The organism is Leptospira terpstrae serovar Hualin str. LT 11-33 = ATCC 700639, from assembly GCF_000332495.1.
GTDB classification, from domain to species: Bacteria; Spirochaetota; Leptospiria; order Leptospirales; family Leptospiraceae; genus Leptospira_A; species Leptospira_A terpstrae.
On the sequence record NZ_AOGW02000023.1, the window covers coordinates 18,877 to 31,901 of the forward strand.

A 13,025-nucleotide genomic window follows, 5' to 3' on the forward strand; every position below is an offset into this window, starting at 1 on the left:
CTTTCAAGAAGTCCTTCCTTCCTTCACTGGGGGGAGGATTTTTTGTTTTATGGCCTCAGTCCTTCGATTTGCAAACAACGAGTATTTCCTTTCAGGAAATTTCGAATCCGATCTAAAATACCAAAATCCAATCCTTGTAGATCCACTCTGGAAAGGAACTAAACTCGAGACAAATTTAGATCGTTTCCCTCTCCCTGAATTGACTTCTCCGAATTCTTTTTGCCTGGTTACCTCTGGATCCTCTGGAATTCCAAAAATGGTATGGAAAGAGTGGGAAGAGATCGAAAATGAAATTTCCTATTGGACAAGAGATCCGGAAGTTCGATCGCTTTATTTGGATTCAAACAAGGTCTATGTGCAGGTCCCTCTTTGTCATTTGTATGGATTACTCTGGGGTTATTTAATACCCAAAAGTCTTGGGATCCCGATCGAATTTGGTTTTCCTCAAAAGGAAGAAAAACTATGGATCACATCCGCTCCCCAGTTACAAAAAACCTTCTCAGAAGAGCGACCACTTCCCCAATCCGCCGTTGTTTCCGGAATGAAATTCCCTGTACCTTTGTCTCGCATATTGAGAGACCGCGGCGGCATTTCCCTATTGGAAATCTATGGATCAACGGAAACCGGTGGGATGGGCCGTAGAGACCCACTAAGGCAAAACCGTTTTCAACTCCTACCTGGGTTGGAAACAAAATTTCAAATCATAGAAGGAATGGAAGAAAATGAACTGCAAATCCAAAGCCCATTTCTTTCACGAAAGTCTTTCGTACTAGGAAACCAAGGTTGGACCAAAGAAGAAATTCCACCTAACGAATACTATTCAACAGGAGATTCAGGGAATTGGTCAGAACTTGGTTGGTTTCTTTTGGGACGAAAGGATCGAATCATCAAACACAATGGAAAACGAGTTTCTTTGGATCGGATTGAATCGGAAGTTTTAGGTCTTTCGTTAGATGGTGAGTTTTTCTGTGTTCCCGTTTCCGATGATTATGGGCAAACCATAGGTCTTTTTTCTACAGGAACCTTAACTGCACCGGAAATTTTACATATCTTGAGAAAAGAACTACCAGAGAGTCATCTACCAAAAGTAGTGATCACAAATTTATCTTTGCCCAAACTTCCGAATGGAAAACCAGACTATTCTACCATCACCAAACTTTGTAATGAGGAATACCAAAGGATACAAAACCAAATTACAAAGGTAAAGAATACGAATTCCATTGATTCTCATTCGAGTGTAATGGAGATTTTAGAATCTATCCTGGGAATAAAACCAGAACCAGGTAAACATTTAGTGTACAATTATGGAATGGATTCAATCCAATATATGGATTTGATTTTGAAATTGGAGAGAAAAATAGAATATAAAATCCCAGAAGAAGACAAACGAACCAGTTACTTCGCTAGTCTTTCTGGGATTGAAGAGTACATTAGAGAAAAACTTTATTTGTTAAAATAAAATCCATTACCTCAATTTGACAAAGATCCAATTAGTATCGGATGTTTTATCATGATACAAATGGATGACAACATTGGTGGGCTTCATTTTATAAGTGAACACATAGTTAAAAGCAATGTCTAAATCGCCAGTCAACATTCCTTCTTTAAATCTTCCATAAAAAATTCTGTTATTTGTACAAATGGCAACTTCTGTGAAAAAGTTTTTTCCCACTGCTGTTTGAATGGGGACATTGGCAAGTTCCGACTCATATTTGTTATATAATAAGATTTTTCCATTTCCATCGACTTTCACAACTCCGAAAGCTGCTGCATCGGCCTCGGCTTGGGTCAGTGTTCCCAGTTTGCCAAGAATATTTGGGTCTATAAATTTGCTCATCACTTTAGTTCCTAATCTAATTAAGTTTTTTTAAGTTTCGTATTCAGAATACATGGAATTCAATTGTTCTTCCATTCCTTGGATGAGTGCGATCACTTCTTCCATAGAATTTGTTTTTGTTTTTGCAAACAATTGTTCCTTTTCTGCATATAAGTCAGAGAGTTGTTCTTCTAGTAATACAACTTCTACAGAGTTTGACTGGTCTGACACTGGAATGGAAATAGAATTTTCTTTTTCCGCATACAATGCCTCTACCTGAGTGACCAGGTCTTTTGTCACTTCAATCAGGCTAGTGACATCTTCTGCACCGCGCACTTGACTGCGAACCAATTCATTGATCCAATAGATTACAGAATTTTGAGACTTTGCCTTTTCTAAACGCAAACGTTCGGACAAAGGATAATGTTCGTCGATTTCCCTTTTTGTAAATATCATAGTCTAATTCATTAGATGGTGAAACGTGGTACTTTATATAAAAAAAAATAAAAAAGATACACGAAAATCTAATGATAAATAACAACAATCGATTGGCATTCATCAATGATAACCAAGGAACTTATCGACAATTCGTTCGTTTGGAAATCTACTTAGTAACAATCCTAATTTGTTTATCCCTCACTGTCCTATTCCAATCATTCGCTGGAAGTTTACCCCCTGGAATATCGATATCGATCCTTGTGGCTACGTTATTATTTACCTGTCTCTACTTCTTCCTTCTCGCAAAAAAAAGAAAAATTTTTTTAGCGTTGCTAAACACGAAAACTAAAACCACCGATCCAGTCATTTTACTTTCCGAACTTGGCATCAACATCCAAGAATATTCAGATTCACTTTTACAAAACTGTTCCTCCCTCAATAAACGAATGGACACAATCAGTATTCATATCGTAGACCTAAATGAAAAAATACATACGGCAGGCCAAGACATTGACCGAGTTTATCAAATTGTATCACAGCTAGCTACGGAAGAAGTTAAACTAATGGAAGCTGTAGGAAAAACTTCGGAAGAAATCGATATAATGTTTGAAATTGTGAATATTGTGATTGGGGAAATCCAAAATCGAAATGAAACTATGGAGAACTTAGTTTTTTTAAGTAAGGACGGAAGAGTTAAGGTAGGTGATACAAATAAAACGATTAAAAAGTTTAGCGAATCTTCTGGAAATATTTTGAAACTGATTGATTTAATCAATGGAGTTTCAAAAGAAACAAACCTACTTGCCATCAATGCTGCCATTGAAGCAACTCACTCTGGTTCCGAGGGAAAGGGATTCACCGTAATCGCTGATGAGATTGGAAAGTTATCTACCATGACTGCAAACAACGCAAAACAAATCACAAAGATACTCAAAGAAAATATAAGTGACTATGGAAAAGCAGAGAAATTAGGTTTTGAATCAAGTAACGCCTTTCAATTCATCGCTGATGAAATTCATATAGTTCACGGTACGATAGCGGAAGTCATCCAGTCCATTCAAGAATTGAAATCAAGAGGTGGCGCCATCCTTTCCAAAGCAAAAACACTGGATGATATTGCGGAACGTGTAAGGGACACTTCTGGAGAAGTTTATGGAGAAATTGTAACTTTACATTCAAACTTAGTAGATATCCAGGGACTTTCGGAGACCATTCATATGGAATGTGAGGAAATTCGAAACTCACAACAGACCATTCTGCAATTCACTGAGGCTTTGAGAAAACAACTAAGTGTAACTACAAACCCGACGGATGAAATTTTAAATCTCTAAAAAATCTTAAATTCAATTATTTCCCTTTTTGAATCCCAAGAAATAATAGACCGATCATTCTATACTTTTCAACCTGGGCTTATGAGACACAGAGATATTCTACTAGAATACAAAGTAAACCCCTTATGGCATTTTTTAGAACAAACCTACGGGTTCGAACAAGCCTTTCGTATGTTTAAACCTTATGAAGGTGCCAATATCCTACCAAAACTTCTGGATCAAAACACGATGGTTGTTACAATGCCACTCATACTTTCCAATACGAATTATGTGGGGACACATTTCGGGGGGTCACTTTATTCTATGTGTGATCCTTTTTTTATGTTTTTACTAATGATGAATTTGGGAAAAGATTATATGGTTTGGGACAAAGGAGCAAAAATAGATTTTGTCAAACCTGGAGAAGGTACAGTGACTGCCACCTTCCATATCCCTAACAGTGAATTTGAAGACTTAAAGGAACTCTTAAAAAAAGAGAAAAAAACCATTCGAACCTATGAAACTGAAGTGCTTGGTGAAGATGGCAAAACTGTCGCCAAAGTTACAAAGGATTTATACATTCGACGGTTGGTATAAAACTTTAAAATTGGATTCGGTTGCTTCCGTCAAACCCAGACCTAGGCAATCGAAATTCTAATTTCGATCTAGATTTTAGTCGGATATAGGATGCACCCTTAGGACATTCTCCAGACCATGAGTATCCTTGACTAACTTCAGAAAATAACTCTTGTTTAATGATAGTTCGGTCAGAATTCAAAAACAATATTTCCACAACTAAACTTTTGCCGTTTGTTTCTAAAAATATCCGGCCAACACGTGCCGCAGCATATTCTGAAAGTTTCCATTCCCAAACCTTTCCATGAAATTCATATTCATAGTTAGGTGACCTTGGGAGGAGTGTTGCTGCCGATTGGTACTCTCCTAATTGGTTTTTACGAAACTCAGATCCAATCCCTAAATCCCAAAACCTCCCCGAATAAAAAAGGGCATAGTTCAATGGTAGACCCACAGAAAGAATGAGGAGTAAGGGAGAAAACCAAATGGTTTTTCTGAATTTATCGAAAGAAGGAGAATGTCCTGATCCCTTTTCTCCAAGTAGGATTAAATAAAAACAAAGGAAAGCACCATCGAAATTTTGGATCTGAACTCCAAAACAAAGTGGGATCAGAAGTAATAATGTCTGTTTCCAAAGTCCACGTTCCCATACAAATAATCCTATCAAAAACAAAAAGACAACTGTACCAAGAATCCCTAAGTCATGTACCAACCACAAATAAAAGTTAGGTGGAAAATCAATCATTCCATTTGTAGTTTTAGTTCCCATTCGGGAAGGATCGAGTAAACCTAAAGGAAAAGATCCAATTCCATTTCCTAACCAAAGGTTATTTTTTATGCCTTCTACACAAATGGTGAGTAATTCCGCTCGAATCAAATCCATTCGCTTCAACGCTAAATATGGATCCGATTTCCAAACTGGTAAAGCAGTCATAAAGCGTTTGGATAACTCTACCAAGTCCCAATCTTTTTGTAAAAAACTAAGTCCGTACAAAGTAAGAAATCCAAGGACTGGGATGAATAAATACAATACAATCCTTGTGATTCTTTTTTTTGTAATTGAGATAATCCACATATCGGTGGTTAGATGAATGATTCCAATCGATATTGAAATGGTCCAAATCACCCAAAAAGCTTTTCCTTGTTTTAAACCAAGCCAAGTCACAAAGAAAAACGATAAAATCGCAAGAACCAAACTAAATCTTTCTTTGGATTTACGCCAATTGGAGATAAGTTTTGAGATCCATAACAAAGAAAGGGTGGGTAGGAGCCAAGAAGCAGATCCTGAGTCTTGTAATAGTCCTGTGGTTCGGCCAACTTTAACACTTTCCAAAGTCCCTTCGGAAAAGAATTCCAAACTCCAGATGGATTGAATCGCCATGAAGAGTAAATTAATTCCAAGTCCTAAAAAAAGCCCAAAACGTATCTGCTCCGATAAACTGTCCTTAGACGGTGTAGGCATAGACCTTTCTTCGGAAAACAAATACAACAAAACAAAAACAATAGGAACTAAAATCTTACAAGAAAGTCCCATAGCTTCTCTAGAAGATAGAGAGGGAAAGTACATATACTCTTGGATTCCAAGCCCTGAAATCAAACCAAGTCCTTGGTATTGGAAAAGACAAAGTAAAGTCAGAATAGAAAGAAACAAAATAAATCCAAAGTATGTAGAATACCAAATCGGTTGGCTGGATTTTCCTGTGGGATTACGGATCATCCAATCGGTTAAAATTTGTTCCGATTGTTTCGGAAGGGCCGTTTCATTCCTTCCTAGGAGCACAAGGATAACTTCTCTCGTCCAAATACCAAGGATGGAACCTAGAAATAGTCCCACAAGTTGGTAAGAGCCAACCATAGGCAGTCCTGACAAATAAGGAAGCCTGAGAAACGTAAAAACCCCAAGGGCTGTGAAGATCCGACCCCACTTCCTTTGGTAAAGCTGCGGAAAAAATGCAAAAGCAAATTGTAAAAGAAAAGAAGGATAGAAGGAAGTAGCCGGGACAGGTTCTACATAACGATGGAGGCTCCATACAGAAAAAGTACAAAGAAAAAAGAATAGAAGATCAAAAATAGGTAAAGAACGCAGGCGGCCTAGAAAATTCACGATAGAAAGAGTTTAGAGCCTGGCTCAGTGAATCAATTGTAAATTTAAAGGAATCGGGAGAATTCGGTGTGTTTGGTGAGAAAAAGAATAAAGGGATTCTCTTAGTCTAGAGAATCCACGTCCATTCCGGTGGCAGGATAGGCAGACAAAGAATCCATGCGGTAACCAGCACGATTTCGGCTTTTCGCCATTTGTTCTGCAAATTCTACAGTAAATCTTGTCCACGGAATCGCCTTTAGTCTTGCGATTGGAATTTTTTTCTTAGTTCCTTCGCAGATCCCGTAGGTTCCGTTTTCAATCTTTTCTAACGCAAGTTCGATCTCACGTAGAGTTTCAATTTCGTTTTCAGTCAAAACAGAAGTTAAGGCCTCTGAATTGAGTTCGGATGCGATGTCCGCAATATCCCCCATCTCCTTCAATCCGGAAGGAGAACTGGTGTCTTCCCACTGGTTGAGTTTGATGAGAAGCGACTCTTTTTTCTCTTGAAGGAGCTCACGCACCTCTTCGATAAACTTTTTGTCGACTCCCTTCTCTGAAGATTTTGCAGCTGGTTTCGGCATCTTATCCCTTAGACTTTGGATTCCTTGTGATCAGTATGTGATTTGCAAAATTTGCAATATTTTTTAGTCACAAGTTTTTCCGACTTCGTCTTCTTATTTTTAGTCTGGAAGTAATTTGACCGCCCAGGTATCGCACATGGGACACAGGTTAGTTTTATGATTTCTCTCATAATTTATGCCATGACGTACCGACCCCATATATAGTCAATCGACAATAGCGGGTTTTTTCGGTTCCTTTCTGAAATAGGTCGCAAATAAACTTCCCAAGAGCGAATGAGTCAAACTCGATAAAGCACTAGGAATCGCAGTGTTTGGATCTAAAAAATGGGTCCTTGCCAAGACAGCCCCCAGCCCAGAATTTTGCATCCCTACCTCTATTGAAATGGTTTTTGCTGTTTTCTGATTTTTGGTAAGGTAAAGGCTGAAGATCCCTCCAAAGGTAAAACCTCCCAAGTGCAAAAGAATCACTGCAAAAAAGATTCGAAAGTCCGATTGTAAGATGGTATCTTTTCCACTGGCAATGATCGAAGCCACAATCATCGCAATGAGTAAAACTGATAGAACCGGAAAGAACTCTTGTGTTTCTTTTGTGAGTTTAGGGAAAAGTGACTTTAATAACAAACCAAGAGCCACCGGAACTAAAATCACTTGGAAGGTAGTAATTACTAGGCCCAAACGATCAATCTCCAAACGACTTCCAATAAGTATTGATACAAGAAATGGTGTCATAAGAATTCCGAGAATGGTAGAAACAGAAGTTAAAGTCACACTCAAAGGAACATCTGCTTTGGACAGAAAGGTAATCACGTTTGATGCCGTTCCTCCAGGACAACAAGACACAAGGATGAGTCCCACGGCATAGGCTTGCGGCAATTGAAAAACATAACCCAATGAAAATCCGAGAATTGGCATGATAGTGTATTGCAATATCGTTCCAATCAGAATTGGTTTTGGTTGTTTTAGAATTCGAAGAAAATCTTCTGCTTCTAAAGTTAAACCCATCCCAAGCATAATTGCTCCCAAGCTATAAGTAATCCAAGGACCTTGAAACCAAACGATTTTATCAGGATATAAAAAACCGACACCTGCGACAAGGAGTAGAACCAAAGGAAACGCATTCACGATCTGTTTAGAAATTTTTGTGAACATATAAAATTAAAAAACTTTTCGCCTAACTTTGGCTCAAGTATTCTTTTAAGGCTTCTTTTACTCGGGCCACATGTTCTTCTTCAATCGCAATATGTGGTGCCATTCGTAATCGACCAAGTCGGACAGCCGTTGTGATTCCTTTTTGTTTTAAGAATGTTTGGATTCGTTCTGGTTGGAATTTAGAAGGATCGTTATGACCCGTAATCGCAAGAATCCCTGTTTTTACTGCGGGAAATGCATCCGATTCTAAAGTAAATCCAAGCTCATGGAGTGATTTCTTAAAGAGATCAGCGATTTCATAGATCCGTTCTCTCACCCGGGAAAATCCAAGTGTGGACAACATCTTAAGGGATGCATAAAAATAGATCCAATCATTGAAGTTGATAGTACTTTGTTCGAATTGGTCGGCAGCTGGTTTCCATTCATCTCTGTAAGGAAAATAACTAGAATCGTTCACCACACTGGCTTGGCCTTTGAAGATGAGTTGGAATCCTTTCGATTCTTCTTTGGATAAATACACTACCCCAAGCCCCAAAGGACCGAGTAACCACTTCCAGGCGGCAAAGGCACAAAAAGCCACTTTGATCTTTCCAAAATTTAGGGCAATATGTCCGACGGCTTGGCTTCCATCTATCACAAGTTTGGTGTGGTAAGTTTCGCAAAGTTTGGAAACTGCTTCCATATCAAATACCACACCCGTGCACCAATGAACAGGCGATAGGCTAAGGATAAACACGTCTCCTTTCACTAATTCCTGTTTTAAGTTGGAAAGAAAGTCTTCGGGAGTTTTGCCCACAGGGATAAATTCTAAACTTACACCTTTTTCTTTCCAATGTTCCCAAGGATAGACATTGCTTGGGTATTCGTTTTCCAAAACTAATATTCGTTTTCCCTTAGGGATCTGGATGCTATGAGAGTAGAGATTGATCCCCTCACTCGTGTTATGTACAATTCCAATTTCGGAAGGGTCGCAAGTGAGAATTTCTGCGATATACCCTCGGATGGCAGTTTTGATCACAGGTTCTGCAAAACTCGGGGCAAAGATTCCATACCTTGCATATTCCTGAAAATAGAGATTCATCATCTCGATGGCATAAGTGGAGACTGGTGTGGTTCCGCAATAATTCAACCAAACGGAATCAGATTGTACGGGAAAATACTGGGAAATCCCTTTCCAATTGGCAAAGGGAGGAAACGAAGGAAGTTCAGAGTGATTCAGAGGCATTCAAAAATAGAAATATCTGAAGCGACAGAAGAGAAAAGTAAAAAAAAATGGAACCGTGCTCTCTTCACGAATTTACCTCTCCAGGTCGGCGTTTAGTCACAATATCGCCCTCTTTCGCAAACTCATTGGGCCTAAAACCAAGTTTACAGCAATTATCAAATCCAACGCCTATGGGCATGGGCTCCTTGCCACCGCCTCCATTGCCCTCGATGCAGGCGCCGATTATCTGGGAGTCAATTCTATAGAAGAAGCCTTATCCATTCGCAAGGTTTTTTCCAAAGCAACAGTTCTCATTATGGGCAGCATTCCCAATCTAAACGAAAGAAAAGAATCCTTAGCGGATGAAAACTTTTGGGTCATGGTCTCTCGAGTGGAAGAAATGGAAATCTTAGCCAAACTTTCCCCCACTCCCAAAATTCATTTGAAAGTGGATACCGGAATGTCAAGACTTGGCATTCCTACCAATAGTGCCGAAGTTCTTGCAAAAGAAATTTTTGAAAAAAAACTTCCACTTTCTGGAATTGCCACTCATTTTGCGAGCACTGAAGACTTCACTGAGCATAGTTATTCTATGTTACAGTTGGGTAGGTTCCAAGACACCATCGACGCATTCGCCAAACACGGGTTTATCGATCTTATTTGCCATTGTGCTTCTTCCGCTTCTGCTATGTTATTTTCGGAAGCAAGGATGGATTTGGTTCGTGTAGGAATTTCTCTTTATGGTCTTTGGCCAAGTCTTGAAACAAAACTATCCTTATCACTTATGAAAAAAGATGTGGGAATGTTAAAACCGGCACTTACTTGGAAAACACAAATCCAACACATCCAAAACCTAAACCAAGGTAGTTTTATTGGTTATGGTTCCACATATAAAACCACACATGATACGAAATTGGCAGTTGTTCCCGTCGGATACTATGAGGGGCTCGATAGAAAACTTTCCAATAATGGGTATATGTTAGTTCGTGGGGAACGCGCGAAAATTTTGGGACGGATTTGTATGAATATGACCATGCTTGATATTACACATATCCCAGATGCATCCATTGGGGATGATGTAGTCATCATTGGAAAATCTGGAAACGAAACTATATCTGCGGATGACCATGCGGCTTGGACTGGAACTATCAATTACGAAGTAGTCACCAAAATATTAGGCTCCTTCCCCCGCATCATCGAAGACTAGAGGATTTTATGTCAGAAAGACAAATTTATAATTGGAAAAACCATAGACTCACTTATGTGAAACATAAATCACTCAATCCCAAATCCAAAGAAACGATTGTTCTTATTGGTGGTTGGTGTTCAGCAGCTGGGTATTGGGGTCTCAATATTCCTTTTTTTCGTCAACTGGGAGATGTCATTGAACTCGACTTAGTTGGTCATTATCCGGCAGAAATCTTTGATCAAAAAAAAGGCCTAACTCTCCAAGACTTTTTAGAAACGCAAGCACAAGGAATTTGGGCCTCTGCAGGAGAAAAGGACATCACTCTCGTAGGTCATTCCACTGGAGGAATGGCAGTCCTTGCCATTGCTTCCCTATTCCCACAGAGAATCAAACAAGTGATCTCGATTGCCCCTTATGTCCACGGACCCGTCCCTGGAATTTTAAAAATCGGAGTGGTGGGTCTTCGTGCCAACTTAGGTAGTTTTTTTGACTTTGGATTTAAAATTGGGAAATCTCTCCCCAAAGCCTTACAAATTGGATTTTCCTATGGAGTTTACGACTCTGCTTCCTTCCATGCAAGAGAAGACATCAAACAATTTTTAAAAGAATACAATCCACAGTTTGAATGTTTGAATCCAAGACAAATCCTTATGATTCTTGAGATGTTGGACCGGACAGACATCCGACCTATCGTGTTTGGCAACAGGGTTCCTACTCTCATTATGCGTGGAGAAGAAGATCCCATCATCCCCGGAAAGGATGTTATGGAACTAGAAAGAACCACACCTCATGTCAAAGCGGTTTTATTTTCTGAATGCGGACATTTTGTACACATGGAAAAACAAAAGGCTGCAGAAAAAGTAATGAAAGACTTCATTTTAATGAAAAAAGCTTCCACGACCAAAAAATCTTTTTTTTAATCCATTTTAATTGGACTTCAAAAAATTGGCATTTCATTGGAGTGATTTTAAAATAACCTATGTTCTAAACTAGGAAGTTGGCTCCTAATATCGCTTAACTTTTGTAAGTCGATATCAGCAATCGCAAAACCTTCCTCATTGTCTATCTCATCCAGTATTTCTCCCCAAGGGGAAATGATCAGGGAGTGGCCAAAGGTTTTACGTTTCCCATGGGGATCATGTGTTCCTGTTTGCCCCGGTGCTAAAACATACATAAAATTTTCAATCGCACGTGCACGCAGTAACACATGCCAATGGGCCTCACCAGTAGGAACCGTAAAGGCTGCAGGTAAAAAACAAAGTTCTACTCCCTTCTCTGACAAGGCACGAAATAGTTCTGGAAAACGGATGTCATAACAAATGGCAGAAGAAATCTTTCCATATTCCGTTTGGATGACATCGGGAACCTTTCCCCCACTTTCGGTAGAATTGGATTCGCTATAATTGAAACCGTCTCCTACAATCGCATTGAAAAGATGGGCTTTGTGATAACGAAATACTTCTTCCCCATTTGGGTTTGTAATGACAGCGGTGTTGAATACCTTTCCTGTTGGAGCCTTTGTCGGGAATCCTCCCCCCAAAAGATAAACCCCTAAGTCTTTTGCAGTCTCTTTCAAAAAGGCAGTGGTCTCTTCTTCGATTTGGCCAAGAAGATTTTTTTTCTCTGCTTCCGTTCCCATAAACGAAAAGTTTTCAGGAAGGCCTATGACTTTGGCACCGGCACTAGCCGCCTCTTCCACAAGTTGCCTACACTTAGTTAGGTTATTTGAGACTCTAGCTGTACTTGTGACTTGCACTGCGGCGGCTTTAAATTTCATTATCATAAATGAGGTCTTTTATGAACCACCATTCTGAAAAAATCAATCATATCTTGGAAGCTCTTCCCTATTTGATCAATTATTCGGGGAAAACCATTGTCATTAAGTATGGCGGGGCTGCCATGGTGGAAGAAGAATTAAAAGCATCTTTTGCTGAAGATATTGTACTTTTGAAGTATTTAGGGATCAATCCCGTCGTTGTCCATGGCGGTGGACCCGAAATCAACTCTCTCATCAAGTCTCTAAACCTCAATACCCAGTTCATTCGAGGACATAGGGTCACCGATGAAGCTACAATGGAAGTGGTTGAGATGGTTCTTACTGGAAAAGTAAACAAACAGATTGTCTCTCTGATCCAAGAGAAAGGCGGGAAACCAGTTGGTCTATCGGGTAAAGATGGGGGCCTAGCTATTGCTGAAAAGTATCTAATGGAAGTTGAAGGCGACGATGGTAAACTTCAAAAAATCGACTTAGGTCTTGTGGGCGAAATTTCTGAAGTAGATCCCAATATAATTCTCACCTTACAACGAGAAGGTTTTATTCCTATCATTTCTCCTGTTGCCATGTCGAAGGATGGACAAACACTCAATATCAATGCCGATACAATGGCAGGTGCGATTGCACAAGCTCTCCATGCGGATAAACTCATTTTACTCACCGACACACCCGGTATCCTCATTGATGGCCAATTGGTAACGGGTCTCAAAAAGGCAGATATCCATAAATATATAAAAACTGGACAGATCTCTGGTGGCATGATACCAAAAGTAGAATGTTGTTTGGGAGCCATTGACTCTGGAGTCAAACGTGCCCACATCATTGACGGTCGAGTTCCCCATTCCGTCTTAATTGAAATATTGACGAACCAAGGGATTGGAAGTTTGATCGAACAAGGATAGATT

Annotated in this window: 14 protein-coding genes; 6 read left to right on the top strand and 8 right to left on the bottom strand. The window is 39.5% G+C overall.

From position 1 onward, the window contains the following. Positions 1-49: 49 nt before the first annotated feature. A complete protein-coding gene (locus LEP1GSC203_RS18335; protein WP_002975803.1) occupies positions 50-1,459 on the top strand; it encodes a non-ribosomal peptide synthetase in 1,410 nt (469 codons plus the stop codon). Between the two features lie 6 nt (positions 1,460-1,465). Here the strand turns inward: LEP1GSC203_RS18335 and LEP1GSC203_RS18340 are convergent, their stop codons facing one another. Together LEP1GSC203_RS18340 and LEP1GSC203_RS18345 are read right to left on the bottom strand one after the other, a co-directional pair. After that, a complete protein-coding gene (locus LEP1GSC203_RS18340) occupies positions 1,466-1,837 on the bottom strand; it encodes a PAS domain-containing protein (protein WP_002975717.1) in 372 nt (123 codons plus the stop codon). A gap of 30 nt (positions 1,838-1,867) precedes the next feature. Then, positions 1,868-2,272 (bottom strand): hypothetical protein, encoded by a 405-nt coding sequence (locus LEP1GSC203_RS18345; RefSeq protein WP_002975691.1) that lies wholly within the window; start codon positions 2,270-2,272, stop codon positions 1,868-1,870. A gap of 71 nt (positions 2,273-2,343) precedes the next feature. Between LEP1GSC203_RS18345 and LEP1GSC203_RS18350 the strand changes: the two genes are divergently transcribed. Together LEP1GSC203_RS18350 and LEP1GSC203_RS18355 are read left to right on the top strand one after the other, a co-directional pair. Beyond that, complete coding sequence (locus LEP1GSC203_RS18350) at positions 2,344-3,585, top strand: methyl-accepting chemotaxis protein (RefSeq protein ID WP_002975777.1); 1,242 nt, start codon at positions 2,344-2,346, stop codon at positions 3,583-3,585. A gap of 81 nt (positions 3,586-3,666) precedes the next feature. Then, the gene (locus LEP1GSC203_RS18355) at positions 3,667-4,161 is read left to right on the top strand and encodes a DUF4442 domain-containing protein (RefSeq protein ID WP_002975584.1); all 495 of its coding nucleotides are present in this window, start codon (positions 3,667-3,669) and stop codon (positions 4,159-4,161) included. Positions 4,162-4,165: 4 nt separating this feature from the next. Here the strand turns inward: LEP1GSC203_RS18355 and LEP1GSC203_RS18360 are convergent, their stop codons facing one another. The 5 genes from LEP1GSC203_RS18360 to LEP1GSC203_RS18375 all read right to left on the bottom strand — a co-directional run bounded on the left by LEP1GSC203_RS18360 (position 4,166) and on the right by LEP1GSC203_RS18375 (position 9,178). Then, positions 4,166-6,244, bottom strand: coding sequence for a hypothetical protein (locus tag LEP1GSC203_RS18360; protein ID WP_002975802.1), 2,079 nt, complete (start codon positions 6,242-6,244; stop codon positions 4,166-4,168). Between the two features lie 101 nt (positions 6,245-6,345). Then, a complete protein-coding gene (locus tag LEP1GSC203_RS18365) occupies positions 6,346-6,804 on the bottom strand; it encodes a TraR/DksA family transcriptional regulator (RefSeq protein WP_002975753.1) in 459 nt (152 codons plus the stop codon). Between the two features lie 8 nt (positions 6,805-6,812). Further along, entirely contained in the window at positions 6,813-6,974 is a 162-nt protein-coding gene (gene rpmG / locus LEP1GSC203_RS19695) for a 50S ribosomal protein L33 (RefSeq protein ID WP_081431684.1), read from the bottom strand. 34 nt (positions 6,975-7,008) lie between these two features. After that, positions 7,009-7,953 (bottom strand): bile acid:sodium symporter family protein, encoded by a 945-nt coding sequence (locus LEP1GSC203_RS18370; protein WP_002975621.1) that lies wholly within the window; start codon positions 7,951-7,953, stop codon positions 7,009-7,011. A 22-nt stretch (positions 7,954-7,975) separates the two neighbouring features. Continuing rightward, the gene (locus tag LEP1GSC203_RS18375) at positions 7,976-9,178 is read right to left on the bottom strand and encodes an aminotransferase class V-fold PLP-dependent enzyme (protein ID WP_002975587.1); all 1,203 of its coding nucleotides are present in this window, start codon (positions 9,176-9,178) and stop codon (positions 7,976-7,978) included. A gap of 55 nt (positions 9,179-9,233) precedes the next feature. Here LEP1GSC203_RS18375 and alr point away from each other — a divergent pair, with 55 nt between their 5' ends. Then, positions 9,234-10,364 (top strand): alanine racemase, encoded by a 1,131-nt coding sequence (gene alr / locus LEP1GSC203_RS18380; RefSeq protein ID WP_002975679.1) that lies wholly within the window; start codon positions 9,234-9,236, stop codon positions 10,362-10,364. An 8-nt stretch (positions 10,365-10,372) separates the two neighbouring features. Next, on the top strand, positions 10,373-11,266 hold the full coding sequence (locus LEP1GSC203_RS18385) for an alpha/beta fold hydrolase (RefSeq protein WP_002975611.1): 894 nt from the start codon (positions 10,373-10,375) through the stop codon (positions 11,264-11,266). A gap of 47 nt (positions 11,267-11,313) precedes the next feature. On the opposite strand, the gene LEP1GSC203_RS18390 is transcribed toward LEP1GSC203_RS18385, so the two are convergent. After that, entirely contained in the window at positions 11,314-12,123 is an 810-nt protein-coding gene (locus tag LEP1GSC203_RS18390) for a carbon-nitrogen hydrolase family protein (RefSeq protein ID WP_039938463.1), read from the bottom strand. 20 nt (positions 12,124-12,143) lie between these two features. Between LEP1GSC203_RS18390 and argB the strand changes: the two genes are divergently transcribed. Continuing rightward, on the top strand, positions 12,144-13,022 hold the full coding sequence (gene argB / locus LEP1GSC203_RS18395; RefSeq protein WP_002975633.1) for an acetylglutamate kinase: 879 nt from the start codon (positions 12,144-12,146) through the stop codon (positions 13,020-13,022). Positions 13,023-13,025: the final 3 nt, after the last annotated feature.

What these genes read in the sequence shown, in the direction of transcription:
- argB (WP_002975633.1), top strand. Translation starts at nt 12,144, where the DNA reads ATGAACCACCATTCTGAAAAAATCAATCATATCTTGGAAGCTCTTCCC.
- LEP1GSC203_RS18375 (WP_002975587.1), bottom strand. Translation starts at nt 9,178, where the DNA reads ATGCCTCTGAATCACTCTGAACTTCCTTCGTTTCCTCCCTTTGCCAAT.
- LEP1GSC203_RS18385 (WP_002975611.1), top strand. Translation starts at nt 10,373, where the DNA reads ATGTCAGAAAGACAAATTTATAATTGGAAAAACCATAGACTCACTTAT.
- LEP1GSC203_RS18335 (WP_002975803.1), top strand. Translation starts at nt 50, where the DNA reads ATGGCCTCAGTCCTTCGATTTGCAAACAACGAGTATTTCCTTTCAGGA.
- rpmG (WP_081431684.1), bottom strand. Translation starts at nt 6,974, where the DNA reads ATGAGAGAAATCATAAAACTAACCTGTGTCCCATGTGCGATACCTGGG.
- LEP1GSC203_RS18370 (WP_002975621.1), bottom strand. Translation starts at nt 7,953, where the DNA reads ATGTTCACAAAAATTTCTAAACAGATCGTGAATGCGTTTCCTTTGGTT.
- LEP1GSC203_RS18365 (WP_002975753.1), bottom strand. Translation starts at nt 6,804, where the DNA reads ATGCCGAAACCAGCTGCAAAATCTTCAGAGAAGGGAGTCGACAAAAAG.
- LEP1GSC203_RS18355 (WP_002975584.1), top strand. Translation starts at nt 3,667, where the DNA reads ATGAGACACAGAGATATTCTACTAGAATACAAAGTAAACCCCTTATGG.
- LEP1GSC203_RS18345 (WP_002975691.1), bottom strand. Translation starts at nt 2,272, where the DNA reads ATGATATTTACAAAAAGGGAAATCGACGAACATTATCCTTTGTCCGAA.
- LEP1GSC203_RS18350 (WP_002975777.1), top strand. Translation starts at nt 2,344, where the DNA reads ATGATAAATAACAACAATCGATTGGCATTCATCAATGATAACCAAGGA.
- LEP1GSC203_RS18390 (WP_039938463.1), bottom strand. Translation starts at nt 12,123, where the DNA reads ATGAAATTTAAAGCCGCCGCAGTGCAAGTCACAAGTACAGCTAGAGTC.
- LEP1GSC203_RS18340 (WP_002975717.1), bottom strand. Translation starts at nt 1,837, where the DNA reads ATGAGCAAATTTATAGACCCAAATATTCTTGGCAAACTGGGAACACTG.